Source organism: Sphingobium sp. PNB (assembly GCF_019873065.1).
GTDB classification, from domain to species: Bacteria; Pseudomonadota; Alphaproteobacteria; order Sphingomonadales; family Sphingomonadaceae; genus Sphingobium; species Sphingobium fuliginis.
Genome location: NZ_JAINEZ010000064.1, coordinates 14,838 through 32,109 on the forward strand (window position 1 = coordinate 14,838; position 17,272 = coordinate 32,109).

The window sequence follows — 17,272 nt, forward strand, 5'->3', positions numbered from 1 at the left end:
GCCATCGCTTCAGTCGTCGGAAAGGCCGAAATTATTTTCACCAAGCCCGACATCGCCGGTGATGCCGCCGGGGCCCTTGGTTTCCACGCTGACCGCGCCGAGTTCGATCACGTCATTGTCACGTTCCATGATATTCACTCCTTGGCTTTGGCTTTGCTGCGACTATTTGCAGCACCATGGAGCGTAGGAAGCGGACGGCCCTATCCGAAATTTATACGGATCCGATATCGCGAATATATGGAATGATCGGGAGGAATGGATATTGCTCTTCGACAAGTTGCAGGCGGAATGTCCCGCCTGTTATTCGTCTCGATAGATGCCGCGAAGCAGTTTTGCCGCGGCGCGCTGGCGGCGCAGATGATAGGTTGATGAGGTCCTGCGCAGCAGCCCGATGTCACCGGCGCGCGCGCTGTGCGCCAGCGCCTGCAATTCTTCCCCAGTGTCGCCCAGAATGTCTTCTTCGCCGATACGCGCGACATGAAGGCGGGCGTTGGTGCGTTCCATCGCTTCGCCATGTTCGCGATTGCTGGAGGCGCTCGCGATGCGGTGAAGGAGGTGCGCGGCCCGGTCCGCGCCCGATGAGGAATCCGGATCGAGTTCGATCGATCGCAGCAGGGAAGAGCGGACGTTGCGCAGGGCGAGCTGGATGATGTCGCCCGACCAGGCGTAGAGATCCTTGAGGCCCGGCTCGTCGATCAGCGGCACAAGGAAGCCCCCGCCGCTTCGCGCTTCGACGAGACCCTCGCCCGCCAGATGGCTGAGCGCCTCCCGGATCGGTGTCGTGCTCGATGCCAGGATTGCGGAAAGCTCCGCAGGATCGAGACGGGATCCGGGACGATAGCCCCGTTCCATGATGAGGCGTCTCAGGCTTTGCTGAACCCGCTCGGAGGTTGGACCGGCGTTCATCCTGATTCAGCTTTGCCGCGCCGCAAAGGCCGCCACCATGTCCTGCTGGTCCGGCCGCAGCGCATCGATGGCGGCCAGCGGGCGATCAGGCGCGCCAGTCAGCAGGACCGAGGGACACTGTCCCTCGAAATTGCCGAGATTGGGGCGGTGCTGGCGATAGCCGGCGAGCGCGGCCAGTTCAGGAGAAAATCGGCGTGCGACTGCGGGCGGATAGGCAAGCCAGGGATTTTCATAGGGTTTGAGCCATCCCAGACTATAGCCCGTGACGATCGCGCGCCGCACAGCAGCGGTCCGGTTCGCGCCGGCACCGTGCAGGGTGGAACCCAGCAGGATGAGGGCGGAGCCGGGTTCCATCCCGACCGCGATCGGATCGTCGATCGGATCGGGCAGGAGCGCCTGGGCGCCGTGGCTGCGCGGCCAGACCAGCGTCGCGCCATTATCGACGGTGAAGGGCGTCAATGGCCAGATGATATTAACGAGATATTCGATCTCTCCCTTGGGCGCTTGCCACATATCCTGGTCGCGATGGGGCACCTGCGCCGGCGCGCCGGGGTGGATGGCGATGGCCTGCCCGACATTGAGCTGGATGCAGTCGCACCAGGGGCTAAGAATCTGCCGGGCGATCCGGGTGATGAGCGGATGCCGCACCAGTGCTTCTGCATGGGGCGACCGCGTCAGCAGCCGTCCGAAGCGCTTGGTCGTCTCGCCATAAAATGGTCCCTGGCAGAAGGGAGTCTCCGCAAAAGAGGACGACAGGTCTGTGTCCAGCGCGGCGATGACGCCTTCGGGCAAGGCGTGCGGTAGGACGGACCAGCCCTGGTCGAACAATTGCTCGATCAGGCGCGACGCACTGGTGGGAAGGGGTTCGGTCATGATCGCGTCTCCCGTCTCACGCTGCCATCGGTGCCTGATCATAGATCCCGGCCTCAGCGAGCCGGTCGAGCGTGTCCGCGCCCATCTCTATCTCCAACGCGACGAGCAGCGAGCCCTCATGCCATTGCGGCGCGCCCAATGGCCGGCATTGCCAGCCAAAGGCCAGGATCTGCTGGAACCAGTTCATCTCGGCGATGGCGACATAGCGGCTGATGCGGTTCTCCAGCGCATGCTCCGCGATCGCGGTCACCAGGCGGTTGCGGACCACCCGCCGTTCGGCCGCCCGCAGGTTCCGGTCGAGGCAGAAGCGGGTGATCTCGAAAATGTCCCCGCCGCGCGGCGGTGGCGCGTCACATAATCTGGCGTAGAAGCTGTCGAGAATATGGGGGCGCTGGGTCGGCAGCAGCCTCGCCGAGGCGAGATGGGTGCCGTCGGGTTCGGACAGGATGATGTAGCGCGCATGTTCATCGTCAAACTGGTCGACCTCGAACCGGCCGTCGAGAACCGGAATCTGCCATTTGAGGAGATCGACGAAGACGGATTTGCGGGCCGCGAACATGGCGCGCAACACGGTGTCCGGCAGCGGCCGGAACGGTTCTTTCACAATATGCAACATGGATAAGCTCCCTTGGTCGTAGGCGATCAAGGGTCGGTTCGGAGGCTGAGTCGCCGCTATTCCCAGAAATGGGGATGGCTCCAGCCGCCAATGTCGCTGATCGTCAGGGTTCCGTCACCCAGCGTCCGGCCGACGAGCAATATCCGCTTGTTGACCTGGTAGCGTGCACAGGCTTCCTTGATATGGCTCGTCACGGTTTCCCTGCTGATGTCCAATATCTGGCTGGTCTCCCAGTCGCTCTTGCCTCGCGCCGCCCACTGCACGCAGTCGCGCTGCCGGTCGGTGATGAGCGGCGCGGTCATGGCCTGCCGGGGCATCGACCAGAGTCGCCGGGCGGCATCGAACGCATAATTGCCAAGCAGTTGCGCCAGGAGGAGCCTGTCCTCGCGCAGGGGGCGATCGCCCGCATTGGCGAAGGTGCAGGACCCTGGGGGCTGCCCGCTGATATTGGAGGGAATGGTAAAACCGTCGCCGATCCCCGCCTGCCTTCCGCGTGCGAGATGCCTGTGGTCGCCGCTCGTCAGTGGTATGAGCGTCGGCATCTGTGTCCAGCGAAACCCCCAGCTGGTCATATGGCAGGCCCTGTGGACGGGATCGGTAATGCCCAGCGCGTTCGCGGCATAGAAATCCGCCCAACGGTCGGGATAATTGTGGATGTGGATCACGCCGCTGCCCGCCGCGACCACATCGACATGCTGGGTCAGGGCAAAATATTGAAAGCCCAGCTGCTCTGCAATCACGCGCATGACGAACCCCATGTCGTCGCGCGTCCGAACCTGGTTGATGCATTGGAGGTAATGCATCGCTTCCTGATGCATGCTCATGCGCACGCGTCCCGGCCGCAGGCGGCATCTCAAGCTGCCGCGCGTCCTGCAGCCGGCCTTTCCTCATTGTTGTGGCCGAAAGGCGGGGCCTCATGCCGCCGACCGGCAGGTTTTGTCATGAAACTGACATATCATGGTTTTTCCTGTCCGGGGACATATTTGCTGCCGTGCAGCAAAGATCGCCGACTTCGATCATTCCGAGCGGCCAAAGCGCCGCCGGTTCGCCCGGAAAGCGAGCGGTGAGACGGAGCGCCGCGGGTCCTGCCGCCGAAAATTGGCAGGATCCGGCATGCTATGCCGGGCTGCGCGGAATCGATCGCGCGGGACTGATGTGGGAATGGCTGCGCCGCGATCCGGACTATGTCGCCTGGCATGCGCAGGCGAGCCGCATCACCAGAGGTACCTTGGACCCGTCGCCATGGGGGCTTCACTTTCGCTGAACATCCCGACCTCCCGGCACCGGAGGCTCGGATCATCTGGCGTGCGGATATCGATCCTGCGACCCTGCCTGTCGTCATCGCCAACCATTCTGCGCCGGTGGAGGAAAGTATCGAGCTTGGGCAGCTGCTGCCGTGGCTGCGGATCGCGACCGATACCATGGGCCGGGAACATGCCGTGCTGAGCGATGGGCTTCGGCATCTGAGAATCGACATCATGGCAGGCAGCCTGACCCACACCCGGGGCGCTGTGTTGCTGCATTATGAGATATGGGGCTCGCAAATGGCGGCCCGGCGCCTGAGAACGCTCGAGCGCTTTCTTGATCTGGTCAGGACTGGCCGGTTTCGCGCGCCGCTCTATCCCGCTGATCCCGTGATCGGGCGGGGATTGGCGCTGCTGCGCGTCCATGATGCGCGTGCGTCGGGGGCCAGCCACCGCGAAATCGGCAAAGCCTTGTTCGGGGCACTGGCGGTGGAAGCGGGCTGGGAAGGCCGGACCGACCATGTGCGCCAGCGCGTGCGGCGCATGGTGAAATCCGCCCGCGCCATGGCGCAGGGCGGCTATCGGCTGCTGATGCGATCGAAATAGGAGAGCAGAGGATCGGCAGGGCATGCGCATGGTCGATTTCGACCATGGCGACAGGGCGAAAGATTGGGTGGGCTGTTTGAGACCATTGCCGGTGCCTGACCGGCAGGAGTTTGCCTCGCGCTGCCTGCCTCGGGTCTCGGCCCCGCGGTGTGGTTGAAGCGGGGCACGTCTCACGGTTCACCTGGCGCCTGGGTCCGTCATGCCGGCCCCCTGATGGACGCGGCGCGGAGCGCCGCGGCGTGAGCGATGGTGGTCCATCCCTTGAGGCGGGGATGGGCTCGCTCGCCCTGCTAGGCCCGCGCGCACCTCCCGCAAATGGCGGCAGGCCGCCATTCCTCCGCTTCGCTTCGGCCCTGTCGGGTGCGCTCGGCGCTTGGCCGCGGGCCTTGCCGTGCTCCTTGCCGCCCACCCCCGCCCTGCGGGGGACCATTTTGGTTTTGGGGTGGTGCTTGGAGGCTAGGCATGACGTCCCGTTCTTCATCCCGCGCCCTTGACCGGCGTCGGAACCATGCACGTTCAAAAGGCAGCCACGCAGGCGATTGGGCGCAAGGCTCGCGCGACAATGCGCCGCCCACTATCCATGAGCAGGTGACGGCCCGGATCATAGCCGAACTGGAGGCCGGGCGGCTGCCTTGGGTGCAGCCTTGGGGCAAGGCGGGCGAGGGCGCTGGCTGCGGTCCAGCCCTGCCCCGCAATGCGCTGACCGGCCGAAATTATTCCGGCATCAATATCCTGCTGCTTTGGGGCGAGGTGATCGCCAAGGGCTATCCCAGCCAGAGCTGGCTGACTTTCCGGCAGGCGAGGCAGGCAGGCGGCGCCGTCCGCAAGGGCGAGCATGGCTGCATGGTCGTCTATGCCGACCGCTTCATTCCCGAAACCGAAAAGGCGCGGGCGCAGGACAGCGGGGAGGAGGCGCGGGCCATTCCATTTCTCAAGCGCTTCACGGTCTTCAATGTCGCGCAGTGCGAGGGGCTGGAGCATCGCATCCTGCCCGATCCCGCGCCGCTGCCTGAGCGCGAAATCAGGCCCCTAGCCGAGGAAATCATTACGGCGAGCGGCGTCGATTTTCGCATGGGCGGGGACAAGGCCTATTATATGCCTTCGCTCGATATCGTGCAGGTGCCGCCGCAACCGGCCTTTTTCGAGCAGATCAATTTTTACCGGACCTGCCTGCATGAGCTGACCCACGCGACGGGGCATGTCTCGCGCTTGGGCCGCGATCTTTCCCATGGCTTTGGGACAGCGGGCTATGCCCGCGAGGAACTGATCGCGGAAATGGGATCGGCCTTCCTCTGCGCCTCGCTGGGGATCGTCCCGACCGTGCGGCATTCCGACTATATCGGCGCGTGGCTGGCCGTGCTTCGCGAGGACAGCAGGGCCATTTTCCGCGCGGCGCGCGCGGCCAGCCTTGCCGCCGACTGGCTGCTGGAGAAGCATCGCGCTGCCCGGCAGGGCGTGGGTGGAGAGGGCGCACCCGATCCAGCCATCGCCGCCACGTCCATGGATGGGAGGGCGGCATGATCCTCCTTTCCTATGAACTGCGCGCCCGCTTGCGCGCGCAGGCGCGGGCGAGCGCCGAAATCTTGGGCTTTGACCCTTGCCCACTCGCCAAATTCTTCAATCCCATCGGGACCGCGACTTGGCTGGTCACCGAATTGGCGCGGGACGGCGACACATTGTTCGGCCTCGCCGATCTCGGCTTTGGCTGCCCGGAACTGGGATATTTTTCGCTGCGAGAGATCGAGGCCATCCGCCTGCCCTTTGGCCTGCGGATCGAGCGCGACCTTGCCTTTACCTCGCTGCATCCGCTTTCGGTCTGGGCCGGCACGGCGCGACGTGCCGGATCGATCCTTGCAGCCCAGTCCTTTCTCGCCCGCAGCCTCATGGCCCGGCCGACCGACGAGCTTCCGCCGCCTTGAGCGGCGGCAAGGCGCGGGCGGCCGCTTGCCGCCCATTCAAGGGCAGGTCCTGTCATCTGCCGACCGCGACGGTCCGTTCGCGGCAGGGCCTGCCATTTGCGACAATGGAGTATCCCATGAAACTAGACTTTATTCCCCTCGACCGGCTCTGCATCAGCAAGGCCAATATGCGGTGGAGCAGGAAGGCCCCCGACATAAGCGACATATTGCCGACGGTGCGCAGGCGCGGCGTGATCCAGCCCATCATCGTGCGCCCGTGCCGATGTGAAGCCGACGAGCCAGCCAACGACGCCCCCATTTATGAGATTATTGCCGGAAGCCGCCGCTTTCATGCCGCGTGCGCCGCCTGGCAGGAAAAACGCGCGGCGGGCGAGGCCGATTCCGAATGCGCCGCGCTCCCCTGCGCCATTCTCGAGGCGGGTGATGATGCCGCTGCGATCGAGGCTTCGTTGATCGAGAATGCCGCGCGCCGCGATCCTTCCGAAGTAGCGCAATGGGAGGCCTTCACCCGGCTGGTGAAGGAAGGGCGCGGCGTGGATTATATCGCCGCGACCTTCGGTCTTCCCGACATCGCCGTGCGGCGCATCCTTGCTCTGGGCAATCTCCTGCCCCGCATCCGCCAGCTCTACGACCGGGAGGCCGTTGACCGCGCGACGGTGCGGCACCTCACCATGGCATCGAAAGGCCAGCAGCGCGCATGGCTTGCCCTGCTCGATGACGAGGATGGCTCTGCGCCCACCGGGCATCAGTTGAAGGCATGGCTTTTTGGCGGACAGTCCATTCCGGTCCGCCATGCCCTGTTTGACGCGCAGGCAAGCGGCCTTGCCATCGTCTCCGACCTTTTTGGCGATGACGCCTATTTTGCCGATGCCGCTCTCTTCTGGGATGCGCAACATGCCGCCATCGCCGCGCGCCGGGAGGCGTGGCTCGATGCGGGCTGGAGCGATGTGGTGATCATACCCGTCAACGAGCATTTTTCGGTCTGGGAATATGAGAAGGCGCCCAAGCGCAAGGGCGGGCGCGTCTATGTCGATCTGCGCTCCAATGGCGAGGCCGTCATCCATGAGGGCTATCTCAGCCGCAAGGAAGCCCGGCTGAAGGCAGCAAGGCAGGGCGATGCAGACCGGCCAAGGGTGGTTCGTCCCGAACTCACCTCCACCCTCAATATCTATGTCGATCTCCATCGCCATGTCGCCGTACGCGCAGCATTGCTCGACCGGCCCGGCATCGCGCTGCGGTTGATGCTGGCCCATGCGGTCGCAGGCTCATCGCTCTGGTCGATACGGCCTGAACCCCAGACGGCACGCCATGAGGATGTCGCGCAGAGCCTCGCCGCGAGCCGGGGCGAGGCCCTGTTCAACGAGCGGCGGCGTGCGGTGCTGGCGCTCCTGTGCGCTGATCCCGACGAGGCCCATCTTCTTGGCGGCCATGGTGCACCCGATCTTGTCACGCTGTTCCACCGCATGCTCGACCTTCCCGATGCAGCGCTCATGGACATTGTGGCGGTTGTCATGGGCGAAAGCCTCGCCAGCGGCAGCGCCGCCGTCGAGGCGCTCGGCCTCGTCCTGGGGCTCGACATGGGGCAATGGTGGGAGAGCGACGACGCCTTTCTTGCACTGCTGCGGGATCGCGAATTGCTGGGTGCCTTGCTAGCCGAGGTGGCGGGGGAAGCTGTCGCGGCGGCCAATGCGAAGGAAAAGGCCCGGACCCAGCGTCGGATATTGGGCGACCATCTGCGCGGGGAAAATGGGCGGCAGGCGCGCGCCGGATGGGTGCCGCGCTGGATGGCCTTTCCGCCGTCCGCCTATACCGCGCGCGGCGGCGTCGGATCGGTCAGCGCCCATGAAGCGGCCTGCGCGGCGGCGAGTGCGGCGGAGGGCCGCGAGGATGATCCGGTGCCGCCGCAGGGCGGTGCGGCCCTGCCCGACCCCGATGGAGAGGAAAGGGATGCGCTGGGGCATCGCGCCGAGCAGGACCGGCTCGCGGCCTGACGGAGGCTCATATGGGGTGGACGGGATCGCGCGGCGATCCCGTCCATTGGGCCTGAGCGAGATACAGCATGAAAAAAATGGGCCGCGCGCCCACGCCGTTCCGGCCTGAGCGCGCGGCCCATTTCTCCTTGCCTCTCCCTGCGCCGTTCCGCATGGGAACGGCGTGTCGTGGGGCAGATAATGAAGATATTGGACGAGGTAGCGCGTTTCGTCGCACGCCTTGCGCCCGAACCGGTATGCGACCCTTGCATCGCGCAGAAACTCTCGCTGGATGATGTGGCGCTTGCCAGCCATGAACTGGCCGGAAGCCATGGTTTTCAGCGCTTCAAGGGCGTTTGCAGCCTGTGTGATCAGAGCGGCATGGTGATCCGGCGTCACTGACCGGCATCAGGCCGCGCGCGCCACCTGGATACCCGGCTTCTTCCACTCGAAATGTAGATACATTTGTTGACACATTGCGTCATTCTGCTAGTGTATCATCAATGTCGATACAAGGGAGTGTCCGATGGGTATTCAGGTAAAGAAGTGGGGCAATAGCGCTGCAATCCGGATTCCCTCCGCCATCATGGCGGCTGCCGCGCTGAATGTCGGTCAGGAGGTCGAAGTTCGCCAGGAAGGTAGCCGGCTCATCATCGAGCCCGTCCTGAAGCCTGTCTACACGCTCGACGCATTGCTTGCGGACATGAAGCCGGAGACGTTCCACGAGATTGTCGATTTTGGCCCCCCGGTCGGCAATGAAGTGCTTTGATGGCCAGTCGCTATATTCCGGACACTGGCGATATTGTGTGGCTGCAATTCGATCCCCAGGCCGGACATGAGCAAGCGGGGCATCGTCCTGCGCTCGTCCTCTCACCTGCGGCCTACAACAAGCTGCGGGGCATGATGATTTGCTGCCCGATGACGAGCCAGATCAAGGGCTATCCTTTCGAAGTGACCGTGTCCCAGGCACCGCCCAGCATCGTGCTGTCCGATCAGATCAAGAGTCTCGATTGGAAGGCGCGGGGAGCGAAGAAAAAGGGCTCCGTATCAACGGCCGTGATCGATGAGGTGCGCGCCAAGATAAGCGCACTTCTGGGTCTTTGAGCGATTTCCAGTCAGATGGCATCATCTGACGGTTGAGTAATCGCGGTCAATCAGGGAAATGGAGCGGTCGATCTGATTCAGTCAGATCGACCGCTCCAGCGGGTCCAGGGCCGAGGGCGATGCCAACTTGTCGATACCCTTTGCCGAAGGGCCGCACAATTTCGCTTGCCCCTTTCGCGGCCATAGGAATAGCGGCATTGATGTCTGCATATTTCCTCTCCCAAAAGATGTGGACCGGCTGGAGTCGGAACCCTTGGATTTTCTGATAGCCACAGCGCAGGCCTTGTGTGACGGGATGATGCACCCGTTGCTTTTTGACGATCAGTCGTCGTGCGGGTGAAGCGCGGGCGCTGCTGGTTGACGGGCGCCCGGCCGAGATTGGCATAGGGTCGAGCGAGAGTCCTCGATAGCGGAGCGCGGGCCACGATGGCCATTGTGACCGGAGTTCCTGACTGGCCAGCCGACTCTGTCGCACCCGGCTGACCTCTCCACGAAAGATATGAGCACATGCCATTCACGCATCTGGGGCCATTCGAAACGGACTGGGGCATTATGCAACGCGGCCTTCTTTCCTGGTTGTCGGACTGACGGGCCATGCATGCCATCGTTTCCCGATTGTGCTGCCGCGCGATCCATCCCGGCGCCTTGAAAAGCAGGCTTCTGGGCCGGGCCCGCCCTCCCGCAACCGGCTCGGCTGCGCCTTATTTCCCCGCCCCTGGCAGGGCTCCTCGCGGACCAAATAAGGCTGGCCGGCCGGTCCTTCGCTGACGCTTCGGCCTGCGGTGCGTGAGGCCTTTGCGGCCCGGCCCTCCTGGCCTGCTGTCGCCCGGAAATGGTTCGCGGGCACACGACAGGAGACAGAAAATGGCTGCAATCGGTTATGTCACCCGCAACGGAAATGGCTTCAAGGGCCAGCTTCGCACCCTCTCGATTCGCACCGATGTCGAGATCATCCCCAACGGCCACAAGAATGGCAGTACCCAGCCCGACTATCGCGTCCTGGCGTCGGGGGTTGAGATCGGGGCGGGCTGGATCCGGATCAGCGAAACCTCCGGCAAGGACTATGTATCGCTCAGCCTTGCCGCCCCGGAATTCGGACCACGCCGGCTTTACGCCAATCTGGGCCGGGCCGCCGGGCAGGATGATGAGGATGCCTTCGCCATCATCTGGAATCCGGCCGACTGATGGTCCGTCGCCGGTCCCGGTTGCTTTCCATGCGGCCGGGACCGGATGATCGCGGCGGGGGTCGAAAAGGGCACCCCCCATTTTCCGACCGTGCCGCGATGGGCCGGATCACCCCAGCATGGGCCGATCTGACCCACATGCTCCCTTCCGGGGCCGGGTCGCCAAGGAAAACAGCCATGGAAGATCATGCGAAGGAACGCCCCGGCGCCCAACCGCGGGACCTGGCCGAGCGCGCCCGGATCGCGCGGAATACCTGCCCTTATCTGACCGCCAAGCAGGCGGCCTTTCATCTGGGGATCGCCGCCAACACCCTGAAGCGCTTGCGCCATCAGGGGCGGGGGCCGCTTTGCCGCATGCATGGCGGAAGCTGGCGCTATCATGTCGATGATCTTGATGCGTGGTCGGCGGCCCGCAGGTCGGGAGAAGGCGCGTGAGTCGGCCTCGCGACCTTCCGCTTTTCGCCTGGGGCGAGGCGTTGCGCGCGGCACGCGCCAGGCGCCGCCGCCTACGGCGCCATGCCATCTGGATCGGGTTGGGGGCGCTTGCGCTGGGGGCGACCATCGCCTTCCCGCCGCCCCCGCGCCTGCTCTGGAATGCGACAGCGAGCGCCCCGGTCGGCTTCTATCTGGTGTCCCCCGGGGCAAGGCTTGCGCGCGGCGACATGGTGGTGGCGCGCGCGCCCTATCCGGCCCGCCTGCTTGCCGCGCGGCGGCATTATCTCCCCACGAACGTGCCACTGGTAAAGCGCGTTATCGGCGTTCCGGGCGACATCATCTGCGCGCGCGGCGAGAGGGTGACGCTGGACGGAAAGCTGATCGCGCGGCGTCTGCCGCACGACAATTTGGGTCGCGCCCTGCCCTGGTGGGAGGGTTGCGAGGGCCTGCTTCCCGGCCGCTTTTTCCTCCTCATGGACAGGGTTCCGGCATCTTTCGACGGTCGATATTTCGGGCCGGTGGGAGAGGGCGACATCATCGGCAAGGCGAGCCCGCTATGGCTGGGCTGACGCGATGCCTGCGGTCGATCGCAACGGGGCTGATCCTTTGGGCAACACCGCTGCGCGCCGACCCAGTTGCCGACTGGGCCGGGGAGATAGCCGAGGCGTCGGTCCGTTTCGGGGTCGACCGGCTATGGGTCGAGGCGGTCATGCGCGCGGAGAGCGGCGGCCGCACGGTCTGGCAGGGCAGGCCCATCACCAGCTCCGCCGGGGCCATGGGCCTGATGCAGCTGATGCCCGGCACCTGGGCGGACATGCGAAGGCTTCATGGGCTCGGACAGAACCCGCACGATCCCCATGACAATATCGTTGCGGGCACCGCCTATCTTGCCGCCATGAACCAGCGCTTCGGCTATCCCGGACTGTTCGGTGCCTATCATGCCGGTCCTGAGCGCTATCGGCAATTTCTCATCGAAGGCCGGCCGTTGCCGCCGGAAACGCGCGTTTATATGGCCAATATCACTGCATCGCTCGGGGCCGCTCGGACGCTGTCGCCGCTACGCCCACCCCAGCTAAACCCGCCGGCGACAAAGCCTCCGTTCCTGTTCATCTATCATGCTAGGCCACCCGCAGCCGAGCCTGCCGACACGCCAACTGAGGGCATAGCGAAATCCGATCCGCTTTTCGCCGTACGCCGGGCCTATTGAGCATCGGCCTTGTCCTGTTGTTCAGCATTCCGGGGCAGGCCGCACCACAAGGCGGTTGTGGAATAGCGACCATTTCGGGTTTAGGAGGGAGCGATGGACGACCTTTCCTCCGAGCATATGCTGTGCGGCCGATCGCTGTCGCGTGACGATGTTCAGCAGCTCAGCCCCTCGACTCGCCGCCATCTTGTCGATTGCGACCTGGAAGAGGCCGACCTGTCCCGGCTCGACCTAAGCGGCTGGCACTTCGAGCGCTGCAACCTGCGGGATGCCGATCTGAGCGGTGCGAACCTGGAGGGCGTGGTCTGGCATGGCTGTCGGGGCGCATTTGCCAATTTTACCAGCGCCACCCTTGCAGAATCCAGCTTCCGCGCCAGCGATTTCAACAATGCCAACTTTCGCCGAACCAAGGTTTACGCCGCTCGGTTCAGCGGTTGCAAACTGACTGGCGCGGACTTTACCGATGCTTCCGCCATGGAGATTGGGATCGAGGAAACGCTCCTCATCAATGCGCGATTGCCTGGATTTTCCTTTCGCAATGACAGGCTGCGGAAGGTCGATTTTTCCCAGGCCGATCTTCGAAAGTGCGATTTCCGGCAGGTGGTGTTCGAGGAGTGCAGCCTGCGCGATGCCAGCATGGCGGGATCGCGCTTCGACGGCGCGGACCTGCGCGGCGCGGATATTGGCGGCCTGCGGCTCGTCGATGCAAGCCTCTTCCGCGGCGCAACCATATCGCGTGCGCAGGCCGGAGAATTGCTGGGCGAACTCGGACTGAAGGTGCGCTAGCGCCAGGCAAAATTCGCGGGCTTGTCGCCCAGGACAGACGCGTGGCCAGGCGAGGAAAGAGGAAAATCCGCTCAGGCTTTCCCATGATGCCGGGGCGGAACGGGCCGCCTCAAGGACGACGGGGACCCACCATTTTTCGTGGGGGACGCTGCGCTTTCCCCACGAAAAATCGTGACCCCCATCGCCGCTGGCGCGGCCGCTTCGCGGTGCTTGACCCGGCCCGTTCCACCGCGGGCGACGTCTTCATCTTTCGCAAGATGATGGAGGCTGGAATGTCGATTGAACAGCAAATCGAGGAACTGCGCGCTGAACTCAGCTGCTGTCGCGACCGTCGGGAAGCGCGGCAGATCGCGGCTGAATTGCAGGTTGCGCTGGACGAACGGGACCGTCTGGCAGAGGTGTACGAGGCAGCCCCTTGATGACGCCAGCCATGCCCGGAACAGTGCCATTGGGCGCTGTCCCGGGCTTTCCTTTCGTTCGCGGCAGGACCGGATGGATGTCTTTTCCGGTGCGTGATGGCGGCGATGTACAGGATCGATGGGATGAAGGGCAGGCGGCCGAAGAGGGCCCAGTGCGGAGGGAGTCGCGGAAGGCAAGATAAAGGTGCCGGCACCAGGGGTCGTCTAACCTCTTGTCTGCACATCATTTTTCATGGTGCCATGTTCTGCGATCGGCGTTTTCCCAGTGCCATGCCTTTCGAATAGTCACGGATTCCCGGCCTTTCTGACGGCACCGCTTCCCATGGCGCGGGCATTGCCGCACTCTGGTGGCGAGAGGGGCCAGAGCAGGAACCATGCAATGGCCGATGATGAGGATTTGGTGCCCCGGATTGGACGGCAGCGCGCTTCGCGTGGGCCGAAGGCGCGGCGCTACATGGGAAGAGTGGTTGCAGCCGCCAATCTGGCGCGCGGCGCCGGGCCTGGACGAAAGGGGCGAGCCGGTTTTTCCGGCCATCGCTATGGGCGCGGCGCCGGCATCGGCCGGCTGCTTAGCGTTGGGACAAGCAATGCGTTCTTCCGGCGCCGGCGTGTCATCGTCAAGGCGCGGCTTGTGAGGCTGGGCGGCAAGGGCGGGAACCAGGCGGTTGCCCATCTGCGCTATCTGCAGCGGGACGGAACCAATAGGGCGGGTGACCGCAGCGCGCTTTACGGTCCCGGGGAGGACCATGCCGACGGCAAGGCCTTTCTGGAGAAGGGCAGTGGAGACAGGCATCAGTTCCGCTTCATCGTCGCGCCGGAGGATGGCGATCGATATGAGGATCTCAAACCCCTTGTCCGCCGTCTCATGATGCAGATGGAAGAGGATCTCGGCACGCGGCTCGAATGGGTCGCGGTCGATCATTATAATACGGGCCATCCGCACAGCCATATCCTGCTCCGGGGCGTCGATCAGAATGGCGACAATCTTGTCATTGCGCGCGACTATATCAGCAGGGGATTGCGCGAGCGTGCGGCTGAACTCGTCGAACTGGATCTTGGTCCCAGAAGCGATCGCGAAATTCTCGTCTCGCGCCGCGCGGAAATCACGCAGGACAGGTTCACGCCGATCGACCGTTCGCTGCTCCGCATCGCCGATGACCATATCGTCAAACCCGTTGCCCGCGATCCCCTCGAACATGACTTGCAGGCGAGCAGGCTTGGGCATCTCGCGCGTATGGGGCTGGCCGAGCCTCTGCCCACCGGCCGCTATCGGCTTGACCCAGATCTCGAATCCGTCCTCCGCACCATGGGTGAACGGGGAGACATCATCCGCACGATGCAGCGCGAATTTTCGCGGCTGCGGCTGGAGCGGTCAAGCGCCGACCAGCTTATCTATGATCCGGCCGAGGCAGGCGCCTCGCCGCTCATCGGGCGCATACTCATGCGCGGGCTTGCCGACGAACTGGAGGACCGTCATTTTCTGCTGATCGACGGCATCGACGGACGCACCTATTATGTGCCGATCGGCAAGGGCGAAACCGGCGATTCGCTTCCACCATCGCACGTCGAGGGGGACGGTCCTCAGCAAGGCACCGCCGTTGTCGCCATCAGGCCGAGGGAAGCAGCCGTCCGCGAGGTCGATCGGACGATCGCCGCCGTCGCGGCTGGCAATGGCGGACGCTATGATGGCGAAGCGCATCGCCTCCATGACCCGGGCGCGCGTTCGGACTATGTCGAGGCGCATGTCCACAGGCTCGAGGCGCTTGCGCGTGCCGGGGATATTGCCGGGCGTTCGGGCGACGGGAGTTGGGTCATCGCCCCCGACCATCTCGGTCGCGTGGCGGCGTTCGAGCGTCGGCAACTCAGAACCCAGCCCGTCATGATCGAGATGCTCTCGCCCGTGGGTGTCGCGGACCTGGCGACCGCCCATGCGGCGACCTGGCTCGATCGCACGCTGGTCGATGGTGATCCTCCCCAGTTGCGCAATTCAGGCTTTGGTCGTGACATGACGGATGCCCTGGCGCGTCGGCGGCAATGGCTGGTGGAGGAGGGACTGGCCGAGCGGGGCGAAGGCGAAATCCGCTATCGCAAGGATCTGCTTGCTGTCCTGCGGCGACGTGAGCTTTTGCGCGTGGCGGGCCAGTTGTCACGCGAACTGGCCTTGCCCTTTGCCGAGACTGTCGAGGACGAGAAGCTCGAGGGCATATACAGGCGCCGCGTCGACCTGATCTCCGGGCGCTTTGCGGTACTCGAACGGTCGCGGGATTTTGTGCTCGTGCCCTGGCGGCCAGTGCTGGAGCGGCGCGTCGGGCAAAGCGTGTCGGGCCTGATGCGCGAAGATGGCGTGAGCTGGTCCTTCGGGCGGGGTCGAGGCGGGCCGACGATCAGTTGACCTTGGGAAGACCGTCGTCAGTTACGTGGAGACTGCCGCTCGCGATACGACACGCGAGGATGCATCAGGTGCGACCGGCCCTAGGCGCTCATGCGGGCGCAAAGGAACCGACGACGCCTTGCTGATCCACTGAATCTTTACGCGGTGGGCGAGGGCCGCGGGCTGTCGGTCGCAAGGCTGTCAGCCCAGGCCTGAATATTCTGATGATCGATCACCCGGCCCGCGTCTACATCTGCCAAGGCTTCAAGCGTCATCTTGTGCCGATCTTCCTCCTGGTCGATCCATGCCGCCAGAGCCTGCTTCATGATCCACCGTCGCGAACGTTCAATGCGAGCAACCGGGGCATCGATCTTATCGGCCGTCCCACCGGCACATGGGCTGTCAAGACCCCGGTTCCTGTTGCCATCTTCATCACTCCCAATCGTCATGAAAGTTGTTCAAAAGGCTCTTGGCTTGGCAAGCAAATGCAACAGCCGTGGCCGGGAAGCGCTGCTCTTGTCCCTGTGCCATGATTGTGTACGCTTCGCTTCTCCAGGACAAGTTCATAGGTGCTTGCCAAGGAAAGGAAATCCCGCGAGAATCCGGACATGAAAACGGATCTTGATCACCTGCCGGATGTCCAGCGCGGCGAGTTGGCGCGGGTCCAGAAAATTCTCCTTGGCGAATTTGCCGAGGCGACCTCTCGCGCAAGCCAGTCCTGGAAGCGCAATGGGCGGATCCTGAAGATCGTTCTCTTCGGGAGTTATTCGCGCACGGATTGGGTCGATGAACCTGAAAATGGCTATCAGTCAGATTTCGATCTGCTGATCATCGTCAGCCATGCCGATCTCACTGACATCGCTGATTATTGGTATATCGCCGAGGACAAGATCCTGCACGATGACGCTGTGCGCCGCCCCGTCAACATCATCGTCCATACGCTCGATGAAGTGAATCAGGGACTGCGGAAGGGTGAATATTTCTGGGTCGATATCGCTCGTGAAGGAATCGTGCTCTACGAATTGCCGGGGTCGAGTTTGGTAGCGCCGCAGCCGCTTACGTCTCGCGATGCTTTCGAGATGGCGAGTAAATATTATTGGGAACAGATCAAATCACTCGATAACTGGATCGATCTGGCTGAATATGCTGTATCGAAATCGGAAGGTGACATTGATTGGAAGCGCAAAGCGGCCTTTAACTTTCATCAAGCGGCTGAAACAGCATACGCTTGCTTCCTACTCGTCCGAACACTGTATTTCCCTCGGTCCCACAATATCAAGTTTCTCCGATCCCTTGCCGAAGATATTGAGACGCGTCTGATCTCTGCTTGGCCACGGGGCACAAGGGCAGAGCGTCGCCTGTTCGAACTGTTGAAGCGCGCCTATGTCGAGGCGCGATACTCGGCTGCGTACGACATTAACGCCGAGGATCTGGAGGCGATTGCCCGGTCCGTCCGAATGTTGCGGGATGCCGTCGAAATATCCGCATGCGAGAGAATCGAACAGCTTCGGGTGGACGCGGGGGCCTGATCGATCGGGCGATGATCGCCCTAACCTCTCTTATTCACGACGCTCGGTTTCGGGCCCGCTCTGGGCATTTGCTGCGGCTGGCTGTATTGCGCGGACGACCGGCATC

Annotated in this window: 22 protein-coding genes; 16 read left to right on the forward strand and 6 right to left on the reverse strand. The window is 63.6% G+C overall.

Annotation, left to right across the window (positions count from 1 at the left end; genetic code table 11):
- Positions 1-9 precede the first annotated feature (9 nt).
- The 5 genes from K7W03_RS18985 to K7W03_RS19005 all read right to left on the reverse strand — a co-directional run bounded on the left by K7W03_RS18985 (position 10) and on the right by K7W03_RS19005 (position 3,219).
- Positions 10-129 (reverse strand): benenodin family lasso peptide, encoded by a 120-nt coding sequence (locus tag K7W03_RS18985; protein WP_126516753.1) that lies wholly within the window; start codon positions 127-129, stop codon positions 10-12.
- A gap of 171 nt (positions 130-300) precedes the next feature.
- Positions 301-906 carry a GntR family transcriptional regulator gene (locus K7W03_RS18990; protein ID WP_226870305.1) on the reverse strand — a complete coding sequence of 202 codons (606 nt, stop codon included), beginning with the start codon at positions 904-906 and terminating at the stop codon, positions 301-303.
- Between the two features lie 6 nt (positions 907-912).
- Positions 913-1,779, reverse strand: a complete 867-nt coding sequence (locus tag K7W03_RS18995; RefSeq protein WP_226870306.1) for a phytanoyl-CoA dioxygenase family protein — start codon at positions 1,777-1,779, stop codon at positions 913-915.
- A 16-nt stretch (positions 1,780-1,795) separates the two neighbouring features.
- Positions 1,796-2,395: an acyl-homoserine-lactone synthase gene (locus tag K7W03_RS19000; RefSeq protein WP_013041121.1), complete on the reverse strand. Its 600-nt coding sequence runs from the start codon at positions 2,393-2,395 to the stop codon at positions 1,796-1,798.
- Positions 2,396-2,451: 56 nt separating this feature from the next.
- Positions 2,452-3,219, reverse strand: a complete 768-nt coding sequence (locus tag K7W03_RS19005) for a LuxR family transcriptional regulator (RefSeq protein WP_226870307.1) — start codon at positions 3,217-3,219, stop codon at positions 2,452-2,454.
- 92 nt (positions 3,220-3,311) lie between these two features.
- Here K7W03_RS19005 and K7W03_RS19010 point away from each other — a divergent pair, with 92 nt between their 5' ends.
- The 15 genes from K7W03_RS19010 to rlxS all read left to right on the forward strand — a co-directional run bounded on the left by K7W03_RS19010 (position 3,312) and on the right by rlxS (position 15,658).
- A complete protein-coding gene (locus tag K7W03_RS19010) occupies positions 3,312-3,659 on the forward strand; it encodes a transcriptional regulator domain-containing protein (RefSeq protein WP_222887067.1) in 348 nt (115 codons plus the stop codon).
- A gap of 97 nt (positions 3,660-3,756) precedes the next feature.
- Positions 3,757-4,245, forward strand: a complete 489-nt coding sequence (locus K7W03_RS28245; RefSeq protein ID WP_222887068.1) for a DUF2285 domain-containing protein — start codon at positions 3,757-3,759, stop codon at positions 4,243-4,245.
- 462 nt (positions 4,246-4,707) lie between these two features.
- A complete protein-coding gene (locus tag K7W03_RS19020) occupies positions 4,708-5,766 on the forward strand; it encodes an ArdC family protein (protein ID WP_222887069.1) in 1,059 nt (352 codons plus the stop codon).
- A complete protein-coding gene (locus K7W03_RS19025) occupies positions 5,763-6,164 on the forward strand; it encodes a DUF2958 domain-containing protein (protein ID WP_222887070.1) in 402 nt (133 codons plus the stop codon). Before K7W03_RS19020 ends, K7W03_RS19025 begins: the two co-directional genes overlap by 4 nt.
- A gap of 116 nt (positions 6,165-6,280) precedes the next feature.
- Entirely contained in the window at positions 6,281-8,155 is a 1,875-nt protein-coding gene (locus K7W03_RS19030; RefSeq protein WP_222887071.1) for a ParB/RepB/Spo0J family partition protein, read from the forward strand.
- A gap of 180 nt (positions 8,156-8,335) precedes the next feature.
- Complete coding sequence (locus K7W03_RS19035; RefSeq protein ID WP_222887072.1) at positions 8,336-8,536, forward strand: hypothetical protein; 201 nt, start codon at positions 8,336-8,338, stop codon at positions 8,534-8,536.
- Positions 8,537-8,660: 124 nt separating this feature from the next.
- Positions 8,661-8,903 carry an AbrB/MazE/SpoVT family DNA-binding domain-containing protein gene (locus K7W03_RS19040; RefSeq protein WP_066699767.1) on the forward strand — a complete coding sequence of 81 codons (243 nt, stop codon included), beginning with the start codon at positions 8,661-8,663 and terminating at the stop codon, positions 8,901-8,903.
- Positions 8,903-9,238 carry an endoribonuclease MazF gene (gene mazF, locus K7W03_RS19045; protein ID WP_066699765.1) on the forward strand — a complete coding sequence of 112 codons (336 nt, stop codon included), beginning with the start codon at positions 8,903-8,905 and terminating at the stop codon, positions 9,236-9,238. The genes K7W03_RS19040 and mazF overlap by 1 nt, the downstream gene beginning before the upstream one ends.
- Positions 9,239-10,102: 864 nt before the next feature.
- A complete protein-coding gene (locus K7W03_RS19050) occupies positions 10,103-10,423 on the forward strand; it encodes a DUF736 domain-containing protein (protein ID WP_222887073.1) in 321 nt (106 codons plus the stop codon).
- Positions 10,424-10,599: 176 nt separating this feature from the next.
- The gene (locus tag K7W03_RS19055) at positions 10,600-10,857 is read left to right on the forward strand and encodes a helix-turn-helix domain-containing protein (protein ID WP_066699761.1); all 258 of its coding nucleotides are present in this window, start codon (positions 10,600-10,602) and stop codon (positions 10,855-10,857) included.
- A complete protein-coding gene (locus K7W03_RS19060; RefSeq protein ID WP_222887074.1) occupies positions 10,854-11,426 on the forward strand; it encodes a S26 family signal peptidase in 573 nt (190 codons plus the stop codon). The genes K7W03_RS19055 and K7W03_RS19060 overlap by 4 nt, the downstream gene beginning before the upstream one ends.
- Positions 11,414-12,064 (forward strand): lytic transglycosylase domain-containing protein, encoded by a 651-nt coding sequence (locus tag K7W03_RS19065; RefSeq protein WP_222887075.1) that lies wholly within the window; start codon positions 11,414-11,416, stop codon positions 12,062-12,064. The genes K7W03_RS19060 and K7W03_RS19065 overlap by 13 nt, the downstream gene beginning before the upstream one ends.
- 93 nt (positions 12,065-12,157) lie before the next feature.
- Positions 12,158-12,847 carry a pentapeptide repeat-containing protein gene (locus tag K7W03_RS19070; RefSeq protein ID WP_222887076.1) on the forward strand — a complete coding sequence of 230 codons (690 nt, stop codon included), beginning with the start codon at positions 12,158-12,160 and terminating at the stop codon, positions 12,845-12,847.
- Between the two features lie 272 nt (positions 12,848-13,119).
- Entirely contained in the window at positions 13,120-13,266 is a 147-nt protein-coding gene (locus K7W03_RS19075; RefSeq protein WP_222887077.1) for a hypothetical protein, read from the forward strand.
- A 379-nt stretch (positions 13,267-13,645) separates the two neighbouring features.
- Positions 13,646-15,658 (forward strand): relaxase/mobilization nuclease RlxS, encoded by a 2,013-nt coding sequence (rlxS, locus tag K7W03_RS19080; protein ID WP_222887078.1) that lies wholly within the window; start codon positions 13,646-13,648, stop codon positions 15,656-15,658.
- Between the two features lie 137 nt (positions 15,659-15,795).
- Here rlxS and K7W03_RS27905 read toward each other — a convergent pair whose 3' ends face one another.
- On the reverse strand, positions 15,796-15,963 hold the full coding sequence (locus K7W03_RS27905) for a CopG family ribbon-helix-helix protein (RefSeq protein ID WP_226870308.1): 168 nt from the start codon (positions 15,961-15,963) through the stop codon (positions 15,796-15,798).
- Between the two features lie 243 nt (positions 15,964-16,206).
- Between K7W03_RS27905 and K7W03_RS19090 the strand changes: the two genes are divergently transcribed.
- Positions 16,207-17,166 carry a HEPN domain-containing protein gene (locus K7W03_RS19090; RefSeq protein WP_222887079.1) on the forward strand — a complete coding sequence of 320 codons (960 nt, stop codon included), beginning with the start codon at positions 16,207-16,209 and terminating at the stop codon, positions 17,164-17,166.
- The last annotated feature ends 106 nt before the right edge of the window (positions 17,167-17,272 follow it).

Excerpts from the sequence above, each read along its gene's own strand:
- K7W03_RS27905 (WP_226870308.1), bottom strand. The coding sequence starts at position 15,963 with ATGAAGCAGGCTCTGGCGGCATGGATCGACCAGGAGGAAGATCGGCAC.
- K7W03_RS19000 (WP_013041121.1), bottom strand. The coding sequence starts at position 2,395 with ATGTTGCATATTGTGAAAGAACCGTTCCGGCCGCTGCCGGACACCGTG.
- K7W03_RS19035 (WP_222887072.1), top strand. The coding sequence starts at position 8,336 with ATGAAGATATTGGACGAGGTAGCGCGTTTCGTCGCACGCCTTGCGCCC.
- K7W03_RS19020 (WP_222887069.1), top strand. The coding sequence starts at position 4,708 with ATGACGTCCCGTTCTTCATCCCGCGCCCTTGACCGGCGTCGGAACCAT.
- K7W03_RS19065 (WP_222887075.1), top strand. The coding sequence starts at position 11,414 with ATGGCTGGGCTGACGCGATGCCTGCGGTCGATCGCAACGGGGCTGATC.
- K7W03_RS18985 (WP_126516753.1), bottom strand. The coding sequence starts at position 129 with ATGGAACGTGACAATGACGTGATCGAACTCGGCGCGGTCAGCGTGGAA.
- rlxS (WP_222887078.1), top strand. The coding sequence starts at position 13,646 with ATGGCCGATGATGAGGATTTGGTGCCCCGGATTGGACGGCAGCGCGCT.
- K7W03_RS19055 (WP_066699761.1), top strand. The coding sequence starts at position 10,600 with ATGGAAGATCATGCGAAGGAACGCCCCGGCGCCCAACCGCGGGACCTG.
- K7W03_RS18990 (WP_226870305.1), bottom strand. The coding sequence starts at position 906 with ATGAACGCCGGTCCAACCTCCGAGCGGGTTCAGCAAAGCCTGAGACGC.
- K7W03_RS19005 (WP_226870307.1), bottom strand. The coding sequence starts at position 3,219 with ATGAGCATGCATCAGGAAGCGATGCATTACCTCCAATGCATCAACCAG.
- K7W03_RS19070 (WP_222887076.1), top strand. The coding sequence starts at position 12,158 with ATGGACGACCTTTCCTCCGAGCATATGCTGTGCGGCCGATCGCTGTCG.
- K7W03_RS19010 (WP_222887067.1), top strand. The coding sequence starts at position 3,312 with ATGCCGCCGACCGGCAGGTTTTGTCATGAAACTGACATATCATGGTTT.
- K7W03_RS19040 (WP_066699767.1), top strand. The coding sequence starts at position 8,661 with ATGGGTATTCAGGTAAAGAAGTGGGGCAATAGCGCTGCAATCCGGATT.
- mazF (WP_066699765.1), top strand. The coding sequence starts at position 8,903 with ATGGCCAGTCGCTATATTCCGGACACTGGCGATATTGTGTGGCTGCAA.
- K7W03_RS19025 (WP_222887070.1), top strand. The coding sequence starts at position 5,763 with ATGATCCTCCTTTCCTATGAACTGCGCGCCCGCTTGCGCGCGCAGGCG.
- K7W03_RS19030 (WP_222887071.1), top strand. The coding sequence starts at position 6,281 with ATGAAACTAGACTTTATTCCCCTCGACCGGCTCTGCATCAGCAAGGCC.
- K7W03_RS19075 (WP_222887077.1), top strand. The coding sequence starts at position 13,120 with ATGTCGATTGAACAGCAAATCGAGGAACTGCGCGCTGAACTCAGCTGC.
- K7W03_RS18995 (WP_226870306.1), bottom strand. The coding sequence starts at position 1,779 with ATGACCGAACCCCTTCCCACCAGTGCGTCGCGCCTGATCGAGCAATTG.
- K7W03_RS19050 (WP_222887073.1), top strand. The coding sequence starts at position 10,103 with ATGGCTGCAATCGGTTATGTCACCCGCAACGGAAATGGCTTCAAGGGC.